The 18,151-nt window shown below is 37.9% G+C and carries 18 protein-coding genes and 1 riboswitch; of the genes, 7 read left to right on the top strand and 11 right to left on the bottom strand.

Going from position 1 to position 18,151, the window contains the following annotated elements:
• Nucleotides 1-7 precede the first annotated feature (7 nt).
• The 4 genes from ACQKNC_RS04205 to ACQKNC_RS04190 all read right to left on the bottom strand — a co-directional run bounded on the left by ACQKNC_RS04205 (nt 8) and on the right by ACQKNC_RS04190 (nt 2,687).
• On the bottom strand, nt 8-487 hold the full coding sequence (locus tag ACQKNC_RS04205) for a hypothetical protein (RefSeq protein ID WP_427423625.1): 480 nt from the start codon (nt 485-487) through the stop codon (nt 8-10).
• Nucleotides 488-493: 6 nt separating this feature from the next.
• On the bottom strand, nt 494-1,156 hold the full coding sequence (locus tag ACQKNC_RS04200; RefSeq protein WP_427423926.1) for a potassium channel family protein: 663 nt from the start codon (nt 1,154-1,156) through the stop codon (nt 494-496).
• 435 nt (nt 1,157-1,591) lie between these two features.
• On the bottom strand, nt 1,592-2,044 hold the full coding sequence (locus tag ACQKNC_RS04195; protein ID WP_427423624.1) for a TlpA family protein disulfide reductase: 453 nt from the start codon (nt 2,042-2,044) through the stop codon (nt 1,592-1,594).
• Between the two features lie 100 nt (nt 2,045-2,144).
• Nucleotides 2,145-2,687 carry a peroxiredoxin gene (locus tag ACQKNC_RS04190; RefSeq protein ID WP_427423623.1) on the bottom strand — a complete coding sequence of 181 codons (543 nt, stop codon included), beginning with the start codon at nt 2,685-2,687 and terminating at the stop codon, nt 2,145-2,147.
• 405 nt (nt 2,688-3,092) lie between these two features.
• On the opposite strand from ACQKNC_RS04190, the gene ACQKNC_RS04185 reads away from it, so the two are divergent.
• The 7 genes from ACQKNC_RS04185 (at nt 3,093) to thiW (ending at nt 10,025) form a co-directional block, all read left to right on the top strand.
• Entirely contained in the window at nt 3,093-3,635 is a 543-nt protein-coding gene (locus ACQKNC_RS04185; protein ID WP_427423622.1) for a helix-turn-helix domain-containing protein, read from the top strand.
• A 17-nt stretch (nt 3,636-3,652) separates the two neighbouring features.
• Nucleotides 3,653-4,759: an ABC transporter ATP-binding protein gene (locus ACQKNC_RS04180; protein ID WP_427423621.1), complete on the top strand. Its 1,107-nt coding sequence runs from the start codon at nt 3,653-3,655 to the stop codon at nt 4,757-4,759.
• On the top strand, nt 4,749-5,561 hold the full coding sequence (locus tag ACQKNC_RS04175) for an ABC transporter permease (RefSeq protein WP_427423620.1): 813 nt from the start codon (nt 4,749-4,751) through the stop codon (nt 5,559-5,561). Before ACQKNC_RS04180 ends, ACQKNC_RS04175 begins: the two co-directional genes overlap by 11 nt.
• Entirely contained in the window at nt 5,558-6,355 is a 798-nt protein-coding gene (locus ACQKNC_RS04170; RefSeq protein WP_427423619.1) for an ABC transporter permease, read from the top strand. The genes ACQKNC_RS04175 and ACQKNC_RS04170 overlap by 4 nt, the downstream gene beginning before the upstream one ends.
• Complete coding sequence (locus ACQKNC_RS04165) at nt 6,352-7,425, top strand: ABC transporter substrate-binding protein (RefSeq protein ID WP_427423618.1); 1,074 nt, start codon at nt 6,352-6,354, stop codon at nt 7,423-7,425. The genes ACQKNC_RS04170 and ACQKNC_RS04165 overlap by 4 nt, the downstream gene beginning before the upstream one ends.
• Nucleotides 7,426-8,030: 605 nt before the next feature.
• A complete protein-coding gene (locus ACQKNC_RS04160) occupies nt 8,031-9,227 on the top strand; it encodes an MFS transporter (protein ID WP_427423617.1) in 1,197 nt (398 codons plus the stop codon).
• A 60-nt stretch (nt 9,228-9,287) separates the two neighbouring features.
• Nucleotides 9,288-9,395, top strand: a riboswitch (TPP riboswitch).
• A 129-nt stretch (nt 9,396-9,524) separates the two neighbouring features.
• On the top strand, nt 9,525-10,025 hold the full coding sequence (thiW, locus tag ACQKNC_RS04155; protein ID WP_427423616.1) for an energy coupling factor transporter S component ThiW: 501 nt from the start codon (nt 9,525-9,527) through the stop codon (nt 10,023-10,025).
• Nucleotides 10,026-10,104: 79 nt separating this feature from the next.
• On the opposite strand, the gene ACQKNC_RS04150 is transcribed toward thiW, so the two are convergent.
• The 7 genes from ACQKNC_RS04150 to ACQKNC_RS04120 all read right to left on the bottom strand — a co-directional run bounded on the left by ACQKNC_RS04150 (nt 10,105) and on the right by ACQKNC_RS04120 (nt 18,146).
• The gene (locus ACQKNC_RS04150; protein WP_427423615.1) at nt 10,105-10,584 is read right to left on the bottom strand and encodes an EVE domain-containing protein; all 480 of its coding nucleotides are present in this window, start codon (nt 10,582-10,584) and stop codon (nt 10,105-10,107) included.
• A gap of 15 nt (nt 10,585-10,599) precedes the next feature.
• Nucleotides 10,600-10,923, bottom strand: a complete 324-nt coding sequence (locus tag ACQKNC_RS04145) for a hypothetical protein (RefSeq protein ID WP_427423614.1) — start codon at nt 10,921-10,923, stop codon at nt 10,600-10,602.
• Between the two features lie 179 nt (nt 10,924-11,102).
• The gene (locus ACQKNC_RS04140) at nt 11,103-11,525 is read right to left on the bottom strand and encodes a MarR family winged helix-turn-helix transcriptional regulator (protein ID WP_427423613.1); all 423 of its coding nucleotides are present in this window, start codon (nt 11,523-11,525) and stop codon (nt 11,103-11,105) included.
• Between the two features lie 415 nt (nt 11,526-11,940).
• Nucleotides 11,941-14,538 (bottom strand): VWA domain-containing protein, encoded by a 2,598-nt coding sequence (locus tag ACQKNC_RS04135; protein WP_427423612.1) that lies wholly within the window; start codon nt 14,536-14,538, stop codon nt 11,941-11,943.
• Complete coding sequence (locus ACQKNC_RS04130) at nt 14,522-16,267, bottom strand: vWA domain-containing protein (RefSeq protein ID WP_427423611.1); 1,746 nt, start codon at nt 16,265-16,267, stop codon at nt 14,522-14,524. The genes ACQKNC_RS04135 and ACQKNC_RS04130 overlap by 17 nt, the downstream gene beginning before the upstream one ends.
• Nucleotides 16,268-16,278: 11 nt before the next feature.
• Nucleotides 16,279-17,154: a DUF58 domain-containing protein gene (locus ACQKNC_RS04125; RefSeq protein WP_427423610.1), complete on the bottom strand. Its 876-nt coding sequence runs from the start codon at nt 17,152-17,154 to the stop codon at nt 16,279-16,281.
• Nucleotides 17,151-18,146 (bottom strand): AAA family ATPase, encoded by a 996-nt coding sequence (locus ACQKNC_RS04120; protein WP_427423609.1) that lies wholly within the window; start codon nt 18,144-18,146, stop codon nt 17,151-17,153. Before ACQKNC_RS04120 ends, ACQKNC_RS04125 begins: the two co-directional genes overlap by 4 nt.
• Between the last annotated feature and the right edge of the window lie 5 nt (nt 18,147-18,151).

Genomic DNA, 18,151 nt, shown 5'->3' with positions numbered 1-18,151 from the left:
ACCCTTTTTATTTAACATATTGTTCAAGCAAGCGTTGCGTATTTGCTGATTGCTCAAGTGCTTTTTTCTCTTTTGCCCAATAGATCAAATATTGCTGATCTCCAACTTTAAAAACCATCTGCTGTAATTCTTCACTTAGCTCAGAGCTAATAGCGACCTTTAAAATATCCACCTCATATAAAGGCTTTCCTTTAATTTCGTAGACAATATGATAGAGTGGTTTTTCTTCAAATATAGCTCGTTCTTTTTTACTTAGTTTCTTAACATGGCTTAGAGGATATTTTTCAATATAGGCTGTTGCATCTTGACCAGTTGCTCTAAATAAAGATTGTTCTCCTTTAAATAGCTCGATTGCATCAATTTCTGCTGTGTGATCTAAAATGTGAGAAATAGCCTCTTCCTCATTTTTTTCTCGAAACTGTAATGTAAAAGCACCAATAAGAATAATTACAACAAATATTACTAGTTTCCATCTTCGTTTATTCATTTTTCATTACCCATTCAATGCCTTTTTGACAAAGCGGTTAATATCTACATCAGCTCCAATAACAAGCATAATGTCTCCTAGCAAAATTTTATCGCTCGCTTGCGGAGATACGATGATATCTGAACCACGCTTAAGACCTACAATATTAATCCCGTACTTTGCACGAATATCTAAATCCATAACAGAGTTACCCGCAATCGCATCATTGGCCTTAAGCTCCATAATTGAATGTTCATCTGAAAGCTCCAAATAATCAAGCACTGTATTAGACAGCATATTATTGGCAATACGTATCCCCATATCGCGCTCAGGATGCACGACAAAATCCGCACCAATTTTACGCAGAACTTTTTCATGGTAGTCATTCTGAGCCTTTACAGTAATCTGCTGAACACCAATTTCTTTTAAAATAATGGTTGTTAAAATACTAGCTTGAATATCTTCACCAATGGCTACGATAACATGCTCAAAATTACGAATACCTAATGAATTTAATACCGATTCATCTGTCGAATCTGCGATAACGGCCTGTGTAGCAATGGAAGCAAACTCGTCCACCCGCTCTGAGGAATTATCTATTGCCATAACTTGTGCACCTTGACTCATTAGTTCGCGAACAATGCTTCCTCCAAAACGTCCAAGTCCAATGACAGCAAACTCTTTTTTCATCATTAAAAATCCCTCCGAAAACTACTATACCATTATTGTAACGCATTCTCTGCTATATGTATCGTCAAAACAAGAAACTATTCGTCAATAAAAGACATCTCTTGGACAGGATCGTTCTGCCTAGTAGCTTTTTTGTTCGGTTGTCGTTAGGAAATGATCGTGTTAGCCTCAAAACTGCTCAGGTTGCCCGAGGAAGTGATCTGGTTTGCCCTAAAACTGCTCGGGTTATCCAATCAAGTGATCAGGGTAACCTCTTTTTCGTTCGGGTCACGCCTTAATTTGATCGGATCACTCCCTTTTTGACTCGGGTCAGATTATGAACGTTCCACCCGATTTTTCTACTCAGGTAACTAGGATACTCTCCGATTCTCTACCGTATATTCTCCATAAAAAAAGACGAGGAATAAAAATATCCTCGCCTCTTAATCTGCTATTTTATGCATTACGCATTTCATCTAAAACACGATTTACACGTTTTTCTAGCATTTTCATTCCGCTACCACCAGCTTGCATATGACGAAGCTGACCATCTTTATCGAAAACAAAATATGCTGGTACGTATTGGTTTTCAAATGCATCCGTTAGCTTTAATTCGCTATCAACAAAGATTGGTTGAACAATATCATGCTCTGCTGCTACCGCTTTGATTGTTTCTAAATCTGTATCTTCCTCAGAACGTGGCATATGGACTGCAATAACGTTTAACTCATCTTTGTATTGATCACGGAAATTGTTCACATCCGGCATTGCTTCTTTGCATAAATGGCAACTAACTGACCAGAAGTGGATTAACGTTGGTTTTTCGCCTACTAAATCCGCTTTTGTTACTTCACCATTTAACCAAGTCGTTGCGCCTACAAGTTCAGGCATTTGTTCACGAAGTTTCATAAAACATTCTCCTTTATTTATATCAAGTTTAAAAAAATCCCCACAGCAAGTTTGTGGGGACTCTTTATTTGTTAAATAATCAATTTTGCCAAGCCTTTAATTATAGAGTTGCTTGACCTGGGCGCCAGTTTGCTGGGCAAAGACCACCAGTTTGTAAAGCTTGAAGTACACGTAAAGTTTCATCTACATCACGGCCAATGTTGTTATCGAATACTGTTTGGTATTTTAATTCGCCTTCTGGGTTGATGATGAATAAGCCGCGTAGTGCGATACCTTCTTCTTCAATTAATACACCATATTCTTTTGAAATTTGGTGATTTGTATCTGCTGCTAATGGATATTTTAACTCACCAAGACCATTTTTAGTGCGGTCAGTGTTAATCCAAGCTAAGTGAGTGTGGATTGTATCAGTAGAAACACCGACTACTTCTGCATCTAAGTCTTCGAACTCATCGTAACGATCGCTCATTGCAGTGATTTCTGTTGGACATACGAAAGTGAAGTCCATTGGATAGAAGAAAAGAACTGTCCATTTGTCTTGCGCTTTAATGTCTTCTAATGATACTTTACCAAAAGATTTGTCTGGAAGTACTGCTTCCATTGTAAAGTCAGGTGCTTGTTTACCTACCATGCGTTCTGCCATAATAAATCCCTCCGATTAAATATGTAGTGTATATATTCCATTCGCACCAGCGAACTCGTCTTCTACGATAGCAGAGTAATCGTAGTTTTTCAAACAAGTAAACTTCCCAAAAGTGCACATATTAAATTATCTGACAAATTTTCGTCAAATCCCCAAATGGAATTGCTACTACAGCCTATTTATTAGCTACTTTTAACAATTTTATTCTAGTTTAAATGAAATTTTTCTACGCGATATTTATGTATAATTTCTAAAAATTTTATCTACTTTTTTTCATAAAAAACGATTGCAAATTCTTTATTATTATGTATAATTGTAATGGTTTTAGTAAACTAAAAGTTTCGTTAAAGTAAACTTCATATTTCAAAAGTTTATGATTGCTAAACTTCTTCTAGGAGGGAAAAGATGCAAATAGGAGCAAAAATCAAAGCGCTTCGTTTAAAAAAGGGTCTTACTCAAGAGGAACTTGGAGAACGTACAGATTTAAGTAAAGGGTATATTTCACAATTAGAACGTGATCTAAATTCACCTTCCATTGAGACATTATTTTCACTATTAGAAGTTTTAGGGTCAACCCCTAAGGAATTTTTCGATGATGAAGCACCTGAACAAAAGGTTGTATATACAGAGGATGATCAATCCATTTATACAGATGAAGAAAAAAAATATGAGATTCAATGGCTCATTCCTACATCAAATGAAAAAGAGATGGAGCCTATTTTCTTAACATTTGCTGCTGATGGTGAATTCAAACAATTTGAGCCCTCGCTCTCAGAAACATTTATTTATGTTGTTGAAGGGCGTATTCGTCTCGTTTTAGGAAATGAGCAGTATATAGCAAGTGAAGGCAATGCTCTCTATTTTGACGCGACAGATCATCATCAAATTTTTAATGCACATGCTGATGAAACAAAAATTTTGCTTGTCGCAACGGATTCATATTTATAGCTTAAGGAGGCACATCTATGACAACGAATTCGATTATCCGCTTTGAAAATGTTTCAAAATCCTATAATGACGGCACGGTCGTCTTAAAAAACATTAACTTGGAGCTAGAAAAAGGGAAATTCTATACACTCCTAGGTCCTTCTGGCTGTGGTAAAACAACTATTCTACGTATGATTGCTGGATTCACAGAACCGACTACAGGAGATATCTATTTTCATGATAAAAAAATTAACTCAGTGCCAGCAAATGAACGTCAAGTAAACACTGTTTTTCAGGATTATGCGTTATTTCCTCATTTAAATGTCTTTGAAAACGTCGCATTTGGACTTCGCATAAAAAAACTTCCTGAAAATGAAATTAAAAATCGTGTTGCGGAAGCATTAAAATTCGTTAACTTAGCAGGCTATAGCAATCGTGAAATTTCTGAAATGTCTGGTGGTCAACGTCAACGTGTAGCTATTGCTCGTGCGATTGTAAATGATCCTGAAGTAATTTTACTCGATGAGCCTCTTTCTGCTTTAGATTTAAAACTACGTACAGAGATGCAGTATGAGCTACGAGAGTTACAACAGCGACTTGGAAAAACATTTGTATTTGTCACACACGATCAAGAAGAAGCACTTGCCATGAGTGATGAAATATTTGTCTTAAGTGAAGGTGAAGTTCAACAATCTGGTACACCAGTAGATATTTATGATGAGCCAATTAACCGCTTCGTTGCTGATTTTATTGGTGAATCAAATATTGTTCCTGGCGTGATGATTGAAGATTTCAAAGTAGAATTTGCTGGCAAAGTTTTTGAATGTGTTGACCAAGGTATGAAGCCAAATGAAAAAATTGATATTGTCATTCGCCCAGAGGATTTAGAAATGACAACAATCGATAAAGGAAAACTTGTCGTTAAAGTTGATACTCAATTGTTCCGTGGGGTGCATTATGAATTATCCACGTATGACAAAGATGGGAATGAATGGCTTGTACATTCATTGAAAAAAGCTGAGGTAGGGACAGAAATTGGCTTAGACTTTGATCCTGAAGCAATTCATGTAATGCGCTTAAATGAAACAGAAGAAGAATTCGATAAGCGTTTAGAGGCGTATGGAGACGACGAAGATGCAAACTAAGACTTCGAAATCAGCCTTATTTCCTTATGTTTTATGGATTGCATTTTTCGTTATCGCACCGATTGCACTTGTTGTTTACTATTCCCTACTAGATATACATGGCAATTTCACGCTCGATAACTATAAAGCATTCTTTACTTCTGTCTATTTAAAAATGACATTAAGTTCATTCTGGTATGCGTTTTTAATTACGTTCTTTACGTTACTTGTTTCGTATCCAACAGCTTATTTTTTAACAAAAACGAAATATAAGCAACTTTGGCTATTACTAATTATTATTCCTTCTTGGATTAATCTTTTGTTAAAAACATATGCTTTTATCGGAATTTTCGGCTTGTACGGCCCATTAAATGCGTTTATCGAAGTATTTGGTTTTGATCCGAAGCAAATGCTATTCACTGACATTAGCTTTGTATTCGTATCCGTTTATATTTTTATTCCATTTATGATTTTACCGATTTTCAACTCTTTGGATCGTTTAAATCCGGCTCTTATTTATGCAGCACGTGATTTAGGGGCATCTGCCTTTACTACATTCCGTCGCGTTATATTGCCATTAACAATGGACGGTGTTAAATCAGGTATTCAAGTTGTATTTATTCCTGCATTATCACTTTTCATGATTACTCGTTTAATTGCAGGAAACCGTGTTATTACACTTGGTACAGCTATTGAACAACAATTCCTTGTAACCCAAAACTGGGGAATGGGTTCAACTATTGCTGTTTTCTTAATTTTATTTATGGTCATCGTTATGTTAATTACAGGACAGAAAAAGGATAAAGGAGGTCGCGTACGATGAAAAAACTATCTGCTACAGCAAGAGTGTATTTAGCGATTGTTTTTATCGTTTTGTATGCACCTATCTTCTATTTAATCTTCTATTCATTCAATAGTGGCGGATCGATGAATAATTTTGAGTCCTTTACGTTAGAACATTATAAAGCGGTGTTTGAGGATTCACGTTTACTCGTAATTCTAATTAATACAGTCATTGTGGCTTTACTCTCTGCGTTGATTTCTACAATCATTGGGACACTAGGAGCTATTGGCATTGTCACTCTAAAAGATTCCAAAATGCGCAATACCCTACTTTCTTTAAACAATGTGTTAATTGTTAGCCCGGATGTCATTATTGGTGCAAGCTTTTTAATTTTATTCACAATGATCGGTATTAAATTAGGCTTTACTTCTGTGTTATTAGCACATGTAGCGTTTAGTGTACCAATTGTTGTACTAATGGTCTTACCGAAACTATTAGAAATGAATAAATCATTAATCGATGCTGCATTGGATTTAGGTGCAACGAAAAAAGATGTTATGATGCGTGTTATTTTACCGTATATTCAACCTGGTATTTTTGCAGGGTTCTTCCTTGCCCTAACGTACTCTCTAGATGATTTTGCGGTAACGTTTTTCGTGACAGGTAACGGCTTTAGTACTTTATCTGTGGAAATTTACTCTATGGCACGTGCCGGTATTTCCTTAACTGTTAACGCTATTTCTGGTTTAGTATTCTTTGTTACGGTTATCATCGTAGTTGGCTATTACTTCATTACAAGCCGAGCTAGTAAAAGAACGGGGGGAGCTCAATGAAGCAATTAATTCAAGCAACAATCGCTATTCTTGTCGTTTCCGCCCTTTTGTTCTATGCTGCTGACGCTCTAAGTGCTGGCGGTGGGAAAAGTGGTAAAGATACGTTAACAATCTTTAACTGGGGAGAATATATTGACCCTGATTTGCTGAAGCAATTTGAAAAAGAAACAGGCATTCATGTCATTTATGAAACGTTTGATTCAAATGAAGCGATGATGACAAAAATTCAACAAGGTGGTACAGCTTACGATATTGCAGTACCCTCTGAATATACGATTGAAAAAATGAAGGAAGAAAACTTACTTATTCCTTTAGATAAATCGAAAATCCCTAATTTAAAAAATATCGATCCTTATTTTTTAGACCTACCATTTGATGATGACAATAAATATTCAGTTCCATATTTCTGGGGAACAGTCGGTATTGTCTATAATCCAAAGCTCGTTGGAAAGCTTGACTTCTCATCTTGGGAGGACTTATGGGACCCATCGTTAAAACGTAAAGTCTTTTTAGTAGACGGCGCGCGCGAGGTAATCGGTATGGGCTTAAACAGTCTTGGCTACTCACTCAACTCTTTAAAAAACCAGGAGCTACGTAAAGCTACTGATAAACTAATCACACTGGCACCAAATGTTAAAGCCATTATCGGGGATGAAATTACACCTCTGATGATTAACAACGAAGCAGCTGTGGCACTCACTTGGTCTGGCCAAGCAGCAGATATGCTGTCAGAAAATGAAGATTTAGACTTTGCTGTACCAAAGGAAGGCTCAAACTTATGGTTTGACAATATGGTCATCCCAAAAACTTCAAAAAATATTGATGGTGCACATGCCTTCATTAATTTTATGCTTAAAGCTGAATCCGGTGCTAAAAATGCTAATTATCTAGGCTACTCTACCCCAAATATTGCTGCGATGAAATTAATGGATAAGAAAGTTGTATCTGATGAACGCTTCTATCCTTCTAAAAAACAACGCGAAACATTAGAGGTATATAAAAATCTTGGCCCTGATAATTTAGGCAAATACAATGAGCTGTTTTTAAAATTTAAAATGAGTATTCGATAACCTCTATCAATTATGCCTCGGCATAATTGCGTCAGGAATCGGCTTTGTGCTTAGGCCTGTACGAGGGCCGACACGATGTCGGTCATTTCGGTAATGCCACAGGACGTGGCGTTTTTACCGATGCAGGTCAGTTAGCCGTTATCGCATGGATGCGATGATTTTAGGCTAACATCCCCTAAGAACTCCATTCCGATTCCGTGACATCCTCCGGAGGCTTAACTTATTTCAGCAATGTTTTCTGTAACGAAAGTGAAACGGCAGTTACAAATGTCTTTTGTACCGAAAGCGTAGCGACAGGTACAGATGTTTAGACACCCGCTGAAAAGTAACTTAAACCCCGTATTCATACCAACACCTATAAAAGTAGGCGACTCCTGCTGAAAGAAGTTGAAGCTGTTCTCACTTTATGCTGAGAACAGCTTTTTTTCGTTTAGCTGGAGCTAAGCTTCTGGGGAAAACTGACGTATTTTTCTTTCATTCTAATAGAACTATTAGAATCCCCATAACTTTACTAGTAAATCTCTTATTTCAGACTTCTAGTCAATAGCAAACGTCCAAGCCTTGTGGTAGACTGTAGTATATTTGATTAAAGAAAGGGGTATTCGATGACCCAGCAGAAGTCTAATAAGGCGGCTTTGTATATTTTAATGTTTAATATGTTTATCGCAATGGGGAGTATCGGAATTATTATTCCTGTCATGCCGGAGTATTTAAAACTATTTGGTGCTGCAGGACAAGTACTTGGCATGTTGATTGCAACGTTCGCCTTAGCACAATTCGTATTTTCTCCAATTGCTGGGAATCTTTCGGATCAATATGGTCGAAAAAATCTCATTATTTTCGGCCTTATCGTAACAGGACTTGCACAAATTGGTTTCGGGCTTTCTACAGATGTGTGGATGCTCTTCTTGGCACGCTTTTTAGGTGGCCTCGGCTCTGCATTTGTGGCACCTCCTATCATGGCTTTTGTGGCAGATGTCACAACGTATAAGGAACGAGGAAAAGGTATGGGTATGCTAGGGGCAGCAATGTCCTTTGGGTTTATGATTGGACCAGGTATCGGTGGATTCCTCTCAAAAGTTAGTTTGCATTTTCCATTTTATACTGCTGGATGTGCAGCTATCTTAGCAGCTATTTTATCGTTCTTTTTATTGCCTGCTACAAAACCGAACACAGCGAAAAAAGCGCAAAAGCAGGATAATCTTGCTAAGCAGATGGCCCGTTCAGTCCGAATGCCTTATTTTGTCATGCTGATTATCATGCTTGTATTCTCATTCGGAATTGCTAACTTCCAAACAACATTATCATTATTTGTGACCGACAAGTTTAATTACACACCTACTGATATCGCCATTATATTAGTTGTGGGTGGCGCTTTTGGTGTTGTTGTACAGATGTTTGTTATTACACCGCTGTTTAATCGCTTCGGCGAAATGAAAGTAGTGTTAGTCAATTTATTTATTGCAGCCGTTTCGATTTTCTTAATATTATTCGCATCTGGTTTTGCACTTATTTTAATTGTAGCGACAATCTTCTCTACAGCTACGACATTGATTCGCCCAGCTGTCAACACACTGATTTCAAAGCTTGCTGAAAATGAGCAAGGCTTTGCAGCTGGTCTGAACAATGCGTATATGAGTCTTGGTAATATGATTGGTCCAGCTTTAGCAGGTATATTATTCGATTGGAACATGAACAGTCCTTATATATTCGGGTCTATTGTTTTAATGGCTTGCTTCTTCCTTGCCCTTATTTGGACAATGAAAAAAGCACCACACCTTATGCATCCTGATACAAAATAGTCTGAAAAGTTATTGACTATTTTTAGTAGTATGCTACATTATTTATGAGAAAAATAAATTAATTACCACTAGGGGAGTCTTTAAAAGGCTGAGACGTATATGGTCATATACGGACCCTTTGAACCTGATCTAGTTCACACTAGCGGAGGGAAGTGGCGACACTTGCTTTTTTAATATGTAAAAATGCAGGGCCGCTTCCTATTGTTTTTAGGAAGCGGCTTTTTCACGCTCTAGCGGCGGAACTTCCTAGCTATCGGCGATAACTTATAAAATTTACATTTCAAAGGAGTGGAAATTATGTCAATTCGAAAATTAACAATCATGGCCTTGTTAGTAGCAATTGCCGTAGCAGGTTCTACCTTCGTTTCAATACCAACGGGAATTGCGCGTGCCTACCCTGTACAACATGCCATTAATGTTATTGGCGCCATCATTCTTGGACCAGTGCCTACTGTTATGGTGGCCTTTGTCACAGCCATTATTCGTATTTTAACAGGCACAGGTTCATTATTAGCTATACCCGGTAGTGTTATTGGCGCTTTATGTGCATCTCTTGCCTATAAATACAGTGGCAAGCAATGGCTAGCAGGCATCGGTGAAATGTTTGGAACAGGTATTATTGCCTCACTCATTGCAGTACCTTACGCACATTTATTAATGGGGACATCCGTTGCTGCTTTATTTTTCATGCCAGCTTTTTTAACCTCAAGTACTATTGGTGCTATCTTAGGCATTGTCGTTGCCAGCAATTTGCGTAAAACAGTATTTATAACTAATCTTAATACTCTGCTTAAATAATAATATAGGCATATTAAAAAAACGTTACTTTCTTAATTATTTACCATTAAGAAAATAACGTTTTTTGTTCCAACCTAATTCACCCATACTTCAATGGTAACCCCATTTCATGAGCAATTAATAAAAAGTCCTTTTTACTGATTTCAAAATGACCAAATCTAAATTTATATCCATATTTCGATTTATCTTCTACAAATTCTAAATAATCTAAGATCCTTTTTATTGGTACAGCTTTTGCATCTTTATAAAAGTCTATGTCTCTTCTAAAAGGTATAAAATTTTCTGCCATTTGGAACTCGTATATTCGCTCATCTTTTACTCTTCCAATTGCGGTAAATGCTCTCACAGGCTCATTACTATCAAGACTTTTTTTAGGAGCATAATAAATGATCCAATCTCCCTTTTGCATTCGTTTCAAAGGTCTCTCTTTACCATGACATAGCTGGCTGAATCCTCCCTCAACTCCTTTTTGCACATGATTAAGAGATGCCACACCAATCCAATATTTCGTTTCTCTTTCAGGTATAGGAAGAGGATTTTTATTAGGATATAATGACATAACTTCTGCCTCCTTTTATTTTGGGATCATAATAAATGATTTTATTTTTTCATTTTCAAGAATCAACCTTTCTTCCAAAATCACAGGGTTTGGCAAACCATCCCAAGTAGTTGAAACTGTAGCAATACATTCTGTACCATCACCTTCAATATTTTGGATAGTTAATTTAAAACCTTTCGGCATAGGTGACGTGTAAAAGTTTTGTATTTCTTTTCTTCCTTTAAAAATTTCACCTTTAAAATTTTTTAATTCTCCATGATCCGCATACATGTCAGATAAATCTTGGCCCTCTTCTTGTGCTCTTCTTAGATACTCCTTCATAACCTCTACAGCTTTCATTTCTCATCACGCTTTCTTTTTTATTGATAAGGCTATCAATTATGCCTCAGCATAATTTCGTCCGTATTCGCCGGAGGCTTTAGGCCAACACGAAGTTGGTCACTCAGTCGTTGCCACAGGACGTGGCGTTCTTAGACTGAGTTCCTCTATTTCAGCAGGTTGCTGAAAGAAGTTAAACCCTATTCACGATTTTCATATACTTTTTTCAATATACTTTTCAACAGCTCTTTTTCTTCCAATGAAAGTACGTTTAAAACTTCATTCTCAGAAATCGAAAGGGTCTTCAATAACTCTTCTGCCAAATTTTCACCCTGTTCCGTAAGGCATATTAAATTCTCTCTTCTATTATCTGGATTTTTCTCTCTATAAACATACTTTCTTTCTTCTAGACCATCGATAAAAAAGCGGACACTATTTTTATCCAACTTTAAAATTTGCCCTATTTGAATTTGACTAAGTTTTTTTTCTTTTACAGCAATCATGATCCCGACTTCTCGAGATTTCAATTGAAATTTTCCGCTAATATATTTCTCGAGATTTACCTCTAAATCCTCTGCTAATTTAAAACTTAGAAAACCAAAAGAATTCATTATATTGGTCATATCCGACCCTCCAAATATGTAGTACTTTAAAATGATAGTAATAATTTATTACTATCATTAATTATTACATTCGTTTATATTATTTACAAGGAAAATTTTGCTTATCATAAAAATTCTCTAATTTCACAAGAGTAGGACTCTAAAATTAGCTCATCATCATAACGTGTGATTGAATTCCGTTCCAACTGAACGCTTTGTAGCTGTCGCTTTGCTTTCGCTACAGAGCAAAGCTTCTTGGGGGCGTCCGATGAGCCGATGATTCCAAGAAGTCGCCCAGTCGGAACGAAGATCAACTAATTATTCATGGTATATGCTTTAACAAATGTCATTCTCAATTTTTAGTGATAGACCTAAAGTAGAATGACAAAAAACGATGGCTCATTACTATAAAGCAATGAACCATCGTTTTAAATTACTAAGGTCGTTTTTTCATACCCTTTAATAGCTGAGCAACATTTGTGTCCTCTGCCTGTATTGGTTTTTCCTCAATAGGCTGTTCTTTTTTCTTCGGCCTTGTTAGGAAGCCCCAACCAAAGCGTCGAATGGTAATATCAATAAAGAATAGTAGCATCCCTGCTAATAAAAGCCATGTTGCAATATTTTGGCGTTCCGCACCTTTTTTGGTAAATTCACGGAATACTTCGCTCGGTTCCTTCAAAACGGAGCCACCTGTTTGCTTTGTTAGTTCTTCAACTAGCTTATCATTCACTGGACGTAATTCATACTCAGCACTATAAGGTACACTTAAGCCTGCCTGGTAAATAGCCTGTTGTTCATCGGCTATGCGGAAGAAGATGAGTCCTGGTTCTGCTTGTACGACTGCTCGAACTTGAGATGCTGAAATTGTTTCTAGCTGAGTTTCAAGTTCTTCACCTGCTTCATTGACAGCAACAATATCTAAGAACGCCGCTTCATTTGTTGGGTCAGTGATAACAAATGAGCCGTCTGATTCTAGACGTACATCATAGGCAACATCGTTATAGCTTGGTAGCATTTTTGAAATAAGTGTTTGCCAAAATGTGCCCCAATTCTGCCATCTTGCCCAGTCTCCTGTCCATTTTCCTGTCGAATCAGAAGTAAAGGCAAATGTTTTGCCAAGGCCATATTGCCACTCTGCTAGTACTGGATCTTCCTTCTCGCTCTCTGCGATAACAGTAGCTCCCTGCTTTGCTGTCGTACCGATATAAGCGTTCATTTTAGGTACACCATTTGTAAATAACGTATTCCAGCCAGAAGCATTAAATATAGTAGGATAGAACGGATTATCCTCAATATATGTGCGTGAAATCATAGCAGTTTCACGAGATAAAATAGAGGGGATCGTCTGTTCATCAACAACATCGTAGAATCGCCCACTCCCCATCTCACTAAGCGCTTCAAGTAAGTTGCCATCTGCATCCTGACCAATTGCAACCGTTGAAAGAGTAATACCATTTTCTTTTCCTTGTGCAATTAAATCTTCATAGTTACCTGACTGTGACTGTCCATCAGTTAATAAAATAATATGCTTCCGCTGTAGCTTTAAATCAGCTAGATTTTCATATGCTTTAGCAAGTGATCCATATATTTCGGTACCACCACCTGGCGTTACAGATAAAATCGTATCCACCGCTTCTTCCTTCTTGCCAAGTGGTCCTGTCTCAATAATTTCCCAAGGTCGATCATCAAAGGCAATAAACCCGAGCGTATCCTCATCTCGTAGCATTTCAACTGAACGAGCGGCTGCCTCCTTAGCGAGCTCTAGCTTCGCTCCTGACATACTTCCAGAGCGGTCAAGTACAATCTCCAGCCCTAGTGATGGTAATTGTTCCTTACCTTTAATCTCCATTTCAACAGGTAGTAAAGTTTCGATTGGCGTTTTAAAATAGCCGCCTAAGCCAAAGCTATTTTCACCACCGACCATTGTAAAACCGACACCAAAATTTTTCACTGCCTGCTCAATGACATTCATTTTTGCCTCGCCTACTAAATGCCCTGGCACATTATCAAAAATGATGGCATTGTATTGTAAATAACTAGAAAGTTCATTTGGCAGACTTTTAGCATCTACAACATCATAGGAAATTGATTGTTTACCAAGTGCTGCTGCGATTGGTGATGCTGTATCATAGCCATTAACAATTAGTAAATGCGGTTCACTTTGCACCATCGTGACGCTTGTTAATTTATTATTTTCAAAAATTGCATCCTGTTCAACCTGCACTAGTGCCTCATATTTTACAAGCCCCTCAGCCGTTGCTGAATGTTTATACGTAAATATATTTGAACCTTCTGCAAGCTCCACTGCTTCACGATGAATAAGCTTATCATTTTCGTATAATAATAGCTCCCCTCGTTCTGCTACAGTTGCATTTATTTCAGTGACTAGCTGCTGCTGTTCACCTACATAAGCAACTTGTGGTGTGACAAAGCTTTTCAGGGATACATCCTTAGCAACAGGTTGGTTAAATGGCACTACATCAACACTAATATTTGACCCTTTAAACTTCGATGCAAATTCTAAGGCATCTCCTTTTGTTTCATTGCCATCCGTTAAGAGCACAAGTCGTGTTGCTTTTTTCGGATCTACAATTCCTGATGCAAGCTGTAGACTCTGTTCAATATTTGTTTGATCTGTTGCTTTTATAGCTGTAAACTTCGGCACTTCCTTTAAAGAATCCGATAAAATGGCTTCCGTTTGTAAGGTCGATGAAAAAGAATACATCCCTGCAAGCTGTTCATCTTTTTTCGACTGTAAACTTTCCGCTATAAAATTGGCCATCTCATCAGCTGTACCATTCATTGAAGCCGAACGGTCAACTAAGTATAATACTTGTTCTTCCTTTACGGGCAATAAAATATAGGGACCAGCAAGTGCAAAAACTAAACAGCATATTGCCACAATACGAATACCTAGTACGACGATATGGCTTTTTTTTAGTCGCTGTCGTTCACGCCAATAGGTCCATCCAAAATACATAAGCAATGGAAGTAAAAGCAACAATGCTAATGGCATATCAATTCGTAAATCCACGCCGTCGTTGCACCTCCCACTCTAAAACAAGTAATACTAGGATTATAAGGATAAGCCAAGGCACGAACGAGGCTTTCGATATTTCTTCCTTACCATTATCCTGAAGCTCTCCAAGCGTATAGCTTGTCCCATTTTCAATCATACGCTCTTGCGCTTGTAGCTGTACGATGAAGCGCTTTTCTTCATCATTTGAGCGAGTTGTATAAATGCCTGGCTTCATTGGAGCTGTTAAAAGACCATTCGTAATGGATGATAAAAACTCATCTGCCTGCGAATATATACTCCAATCGCCCTGCGCTAAGGCAACTGCACGTTGCTCATTTGGTGTAAAAATACCAAGTGAACCAATTGATTCTGAAAGCTCCTGTTCAGCGCTCCATAAAAATAATGGGAATGAAGGATGCAACGGCCAATCTGTATCTGCAATATCGGCTAATACTATAATATCCCCTTTAGGTGAACGTTGAATAAATGGCTGGTCTCCAACTGATGCAATCGTTTTATAGTTGTCGAATCCTGGATATATGGCGCTGACGTAAATATCTTTTAGTTCACTAAATGCAAACAATGAATCACTTGAAGTATCGACTTTCCCAGTAACTCCAACCTTCTCAACGTCATCTCGTCCAAATAATACAATTGGCTTGTCCATCTTTTCGAGTAGCGCCTTCTGATTTGTCACCACTGTGGCATCCAAATTATCAGCCATTTGTGAAGATGGAACAATTTTCACACTACTATTAATCGTTTGCAAGCCTTTTTGAATGAGTTGATGCATACTTTGATCGACAACTATTTTTGAAGTAGCTGTTTGTATCAATACCGTTTGAGAATTATCAACAGCGTAATCGTCCTTAGCATCTATCTTGGCCGTCATAGTATCTTCTAACGATAGGTCTTTAAATGTTTTTGTTACAGCTTCATTTGGAGGTAATGCGACACTCTCTGAAACTAACTCCTTACCTTCAGCATTTTCTATCGAAAGTGTTACATATTGCTCTTGATCGATATCATTTTGTAACTGTACAAACGCCATTGCAGACTTTCCATCTGTAGTAGCAGCAAATCGTGTAATTGCGATATTTGTTAAATTTTTAGCAGACCCTTTTACGATCCACTTCACCGTATCTTTTTCCATCGGTAATTGCTTTTTATCGAGCGAATCTGTAAAGACATAAATAGATGTTGGTGTATTACCGACAAAAGCCTGTGCCGCATCTAAAGCTTTATTCATTTGAGCTGTTTCATAGGTGACGTGCAACTGTTGAATAGCTTTTTCAATATCTTTAGTATTTGTCTCCTGCTGTAATATAGCTTTTGGCGTATTGCCTGTTGTAATGAGCGTCACAGGTCTTCCATTAAGCTCATTGACCAATGACAGCATTTCTTTTTTATGTGTGTCAAATGTTGACTGATCTTTTCCAGCTAACATTGTTGCAGATGTGTCTACAATGAAAATCGTCTGCGCACCAACGATCGTTGACTTTTTAACATACGGATTCATTAATGCCAGTACAAGTAAAAGAAGAGCTAGCAGTTGTAAATAAAGCAGTGCATTTTTTTGTAAATGTTTTAAGTATGGTGATACACGTGTTTCTTGCATAATTTCCGACCAGAAAAGTGTTGAGGATACGGTTTGATCAGTATATTTTTTTCGAAAGAAATAATATAGAAGGACAATGACCGGGATGATGGCCGTCCAGCTAAATAGTAATTGACTAAAGCCCAATACGGCTCACCTCACCTAATCCAATGTGCTTTTAATAATTGTTGGAAGATGGCATGCTGTAATCCATCCTCTACTTTAAGCTGTAATTGTCGAACACCGAAACGCCGACAAATTGCTTCAAATTCCTCTTCGTGTAATAAACGTCTTGCCTTATATGTGTCCAGAACCTTTGAAGACATGGTAACATTCACATCTCTGCCCGTTTCACGATCGAGTAAACGTACATCACCCGAAAATTCTGGTGAAATTTCTTCTTGCGTAACTATTTGCAAAATACGTACATCCCCTGCAAAACGTGGCAGCCTTTTTAAAAGTTGCTCCCATTCCTTGATCGGCTCAAGTCCGTCTGTGACAATAAATAGTACGGTACTATCCTTAGGCAATGCTTTTAAAGCTCCTAGTGCGAAGCTATTTGTATAGGTCGCTTGCTCAATTTCTGTGACTAGCTGTAAAAAAGCACGACGATACATAGCACCTTTACGACGAAACGGCGGCTTCACCTCATCCTGTACACAAGAAAATGATAAGCGATCATCGCGACCGAGCACCATTAGGCCAAGTGATGCGACAATTTGCAGGGCAAAAGTCCATTTTGCTTGATCGCCCATAGATTTAGTTGTATCTAGCAAAATATGTACACGCATCTCCTGTTCATCTAAAAAACGTTTAATGAAGTATTTATCAGTTCTCGCAAAGACGTTCCAATCCACCTGACGTACATCATCACCTAAATGATATTCACGAAAATCTGAGAAATCGAGCGATGCCCCGAAGCGTTGCGAACGGTGCGAGCCCTTGTGCTGCCCACGTAATTTGGAGGCCGTTGCCACTTGGAAGCGACTGATTTTCGCTAGCCAATCCTCGGGCAATAATAATTTTTTTGTCACCTACTAACACCTTGCTGTACTTTTTCTAAAATGACATCAATCACATCGTCTGCTGTTTTGCCTGAAGCCTCCCCTTCATAATTCAACAGCATACGATGGCGTAAGACTGGCTTAGCCACAGATTTAATATCTGCTACAGAAACGTGGAAACGTCCATTCATAAGCGCCCTTGCCTTCGCTAATTTGATTAAACTTTGTAAACCTCGAGGGCCGCTACCATACATGGCATATTGTTTGACCTCAGCGATTGCATCCACTCTTTCAGGATGTGTAGCTACAACAAGATCCGTCGCAAATTCAAGCATTTCATCAGCAACAAGTACTTCCTTCACCATTTGCTGTGCTTCAATAAGTGCTTCTGTATTCATGATCTTTTGTAAATCAATTTCCTTAGCGCCTGTTGTCCGCTTCATAATTTCCATTAACTCACTTTTCTCAGGATACGGCACAAGAATTTTACATAAGAAACGGTCCATTTGCGCCTCTGGTAAAGGATACGTTCCCTCCATCTCAATCGGGTTTTGTGTTGCTAACACGAAGAATGGCCTTGCCATCTTCTTTGTATCTCCCAAGATGGTTACCGTTTTTTCACCCATAGCTTCAAGCAGTGCACTTTGTGTTTTTGGTGTTGCTCGGTTAATTTCATCCGCTAATACCATTTGGCTAAAAATCGGACCTGTTTGGAACGTAAACTGCTGCTTGCCATCAGCTGTGCGTTCAATCATACTTGTTCCTGTAATATCCGCCGGCATTAAATCTGGTGTAAATTGAATTCGCGAAAATGATAAATCTAGTACTTCAGAAATTGTACGGATTAACATCGTTTTCCCTAAACCCGGTAGGCCCTCTAATAATGCATGCCCATCAGCAAGGACTGCGTATAATGTATAATCAATTGCTTCCTCTTGTCCGACGATAAAGTGATGAATTTCTTCCTTTACTTGTTGTAATTTCGTACTCATTTCAACATATTGTTGCTCTGTAAATGACATTCCTT

It is taken from the genome of Lysinibacillus sp. NPDC094177 (assembly GCF_050279145.1).
Taxonomy (GTDB): domain Bacteria; phylum Bacillota; class Bacilli; order Bacillales_A; family Planococcaceae; genus Lysinibacillus.
Note: the sequence above shows the minus strand (reverse complement) of the source record. Positions and strands in the feature narration are given on the sequence as shown.

Bases quoted from the DNA above. Each gene is read 5' to 3' on its own strand.
- ACQKNC_RS04120 (WP_427423609.1), bottom strand. From the start codon at position 18,146: ATGTCATTTACAGAGCAACAATATGTTGAAATGAGTACGAAATTACAA.
- ACQKNC_RS04165 (WP_427423618.1), top strand. From the start codon at position 6,352: ATGAAGCAATTAATTCAAGCAACAATCGCTATTCTTGTCGTTTCCGCC.
- ACQKNC_RS04180 (WP_427423621.1), top strand. From the start codon at position 3,653: ATGACAACGAATTCGATTATCCGCTTTGAAAATGTTTCAAAATCCTAT.
- thiW (WP_427423616.1), top strand. From the start codon at position 9,525: ATGTCAATTCGAAAATTAACAATCATGGCCTTGTTAGTAGCAATTGCC.
- ACQKNC_RS04195 (WP_427423624.1), bottom strand. From the start codon at position 2,044: ATGAAACTTCGTGAACAAATGCCTGAACTTGTAGGCGCAACGACTTGG.
- ACQKNC_RS04190 (WP_427423623.1), bottom strand. From the start codon at position 2,687: ATGGCAGAACGCATGGTAGGTAAACAAGCACCTGACTTTACAATGGAA.
- ACQKNC_RS04175 (WP_427423620.1), top strand. From the start codon at position 4,749: ATGCAAACTAAGACTTCGAAATCAGCCTTATTTCCTTATGTTTTATGG.
- ACQKNC_RS04185 (WP_427423622.1), top strand. From the start codon at position 3,093: ATGCAAATAGGAGCAAAAATCAAAGCGCTTCGTTTAAAAAAGGGTCTT.
- ACQKNC_RS04205 (WP_427423625.1), bottom strand. From the start codon at position 487: ATGAATAAACGAAGATGGAAACTAGTAATATTTGTTGTAATTATTCTT.
- ACQKNC_RS04160 (WP_427423617.1), top strand. From the start codon at position 8,031: ATGACCCAGCAGAAGTCTAATAAGGCGGCTTTGTATATTTTAATGTTT.
- ACQKNC_RS04170 (WP_427423619.1), top strand. From the start codon at position 5,558: ATGAAAAAACTATCTGCTACAGCAAGAGTGTATTTAGCGATTGTTTTT.
- ACQKNC_RS04150 (WP_427423615.1), bottom strand. From the start codon at position 10,584: ATGTCATTATATCCTAATAAAAATCCTCTTCCTATACCTGAAAGAGAA.
- ACQKNC_RS04145 (WP_427423614.1), bottom strand. From the start codon at position 10,923: ATGAAAGCTGTAGAGGTTATGAAGGAGTATCTAAGAAGAGCACAAGAA.
- ACQKNC_RS04200 (WP_427423926.1), bottom strand. From the start codon at position 1,156: ATGAAAAAAGAGTTTGCTGTCATTGGACTTGGACGTTTTGGAGGAAGC.
- ACQKNC_RS04140 (WP_427423613.1), bottom strand. From the start codon at position 11,525: ATGACCAATATAATGAATTCTTTTGGTTTTCTAAGTTTTAAATTAGCA.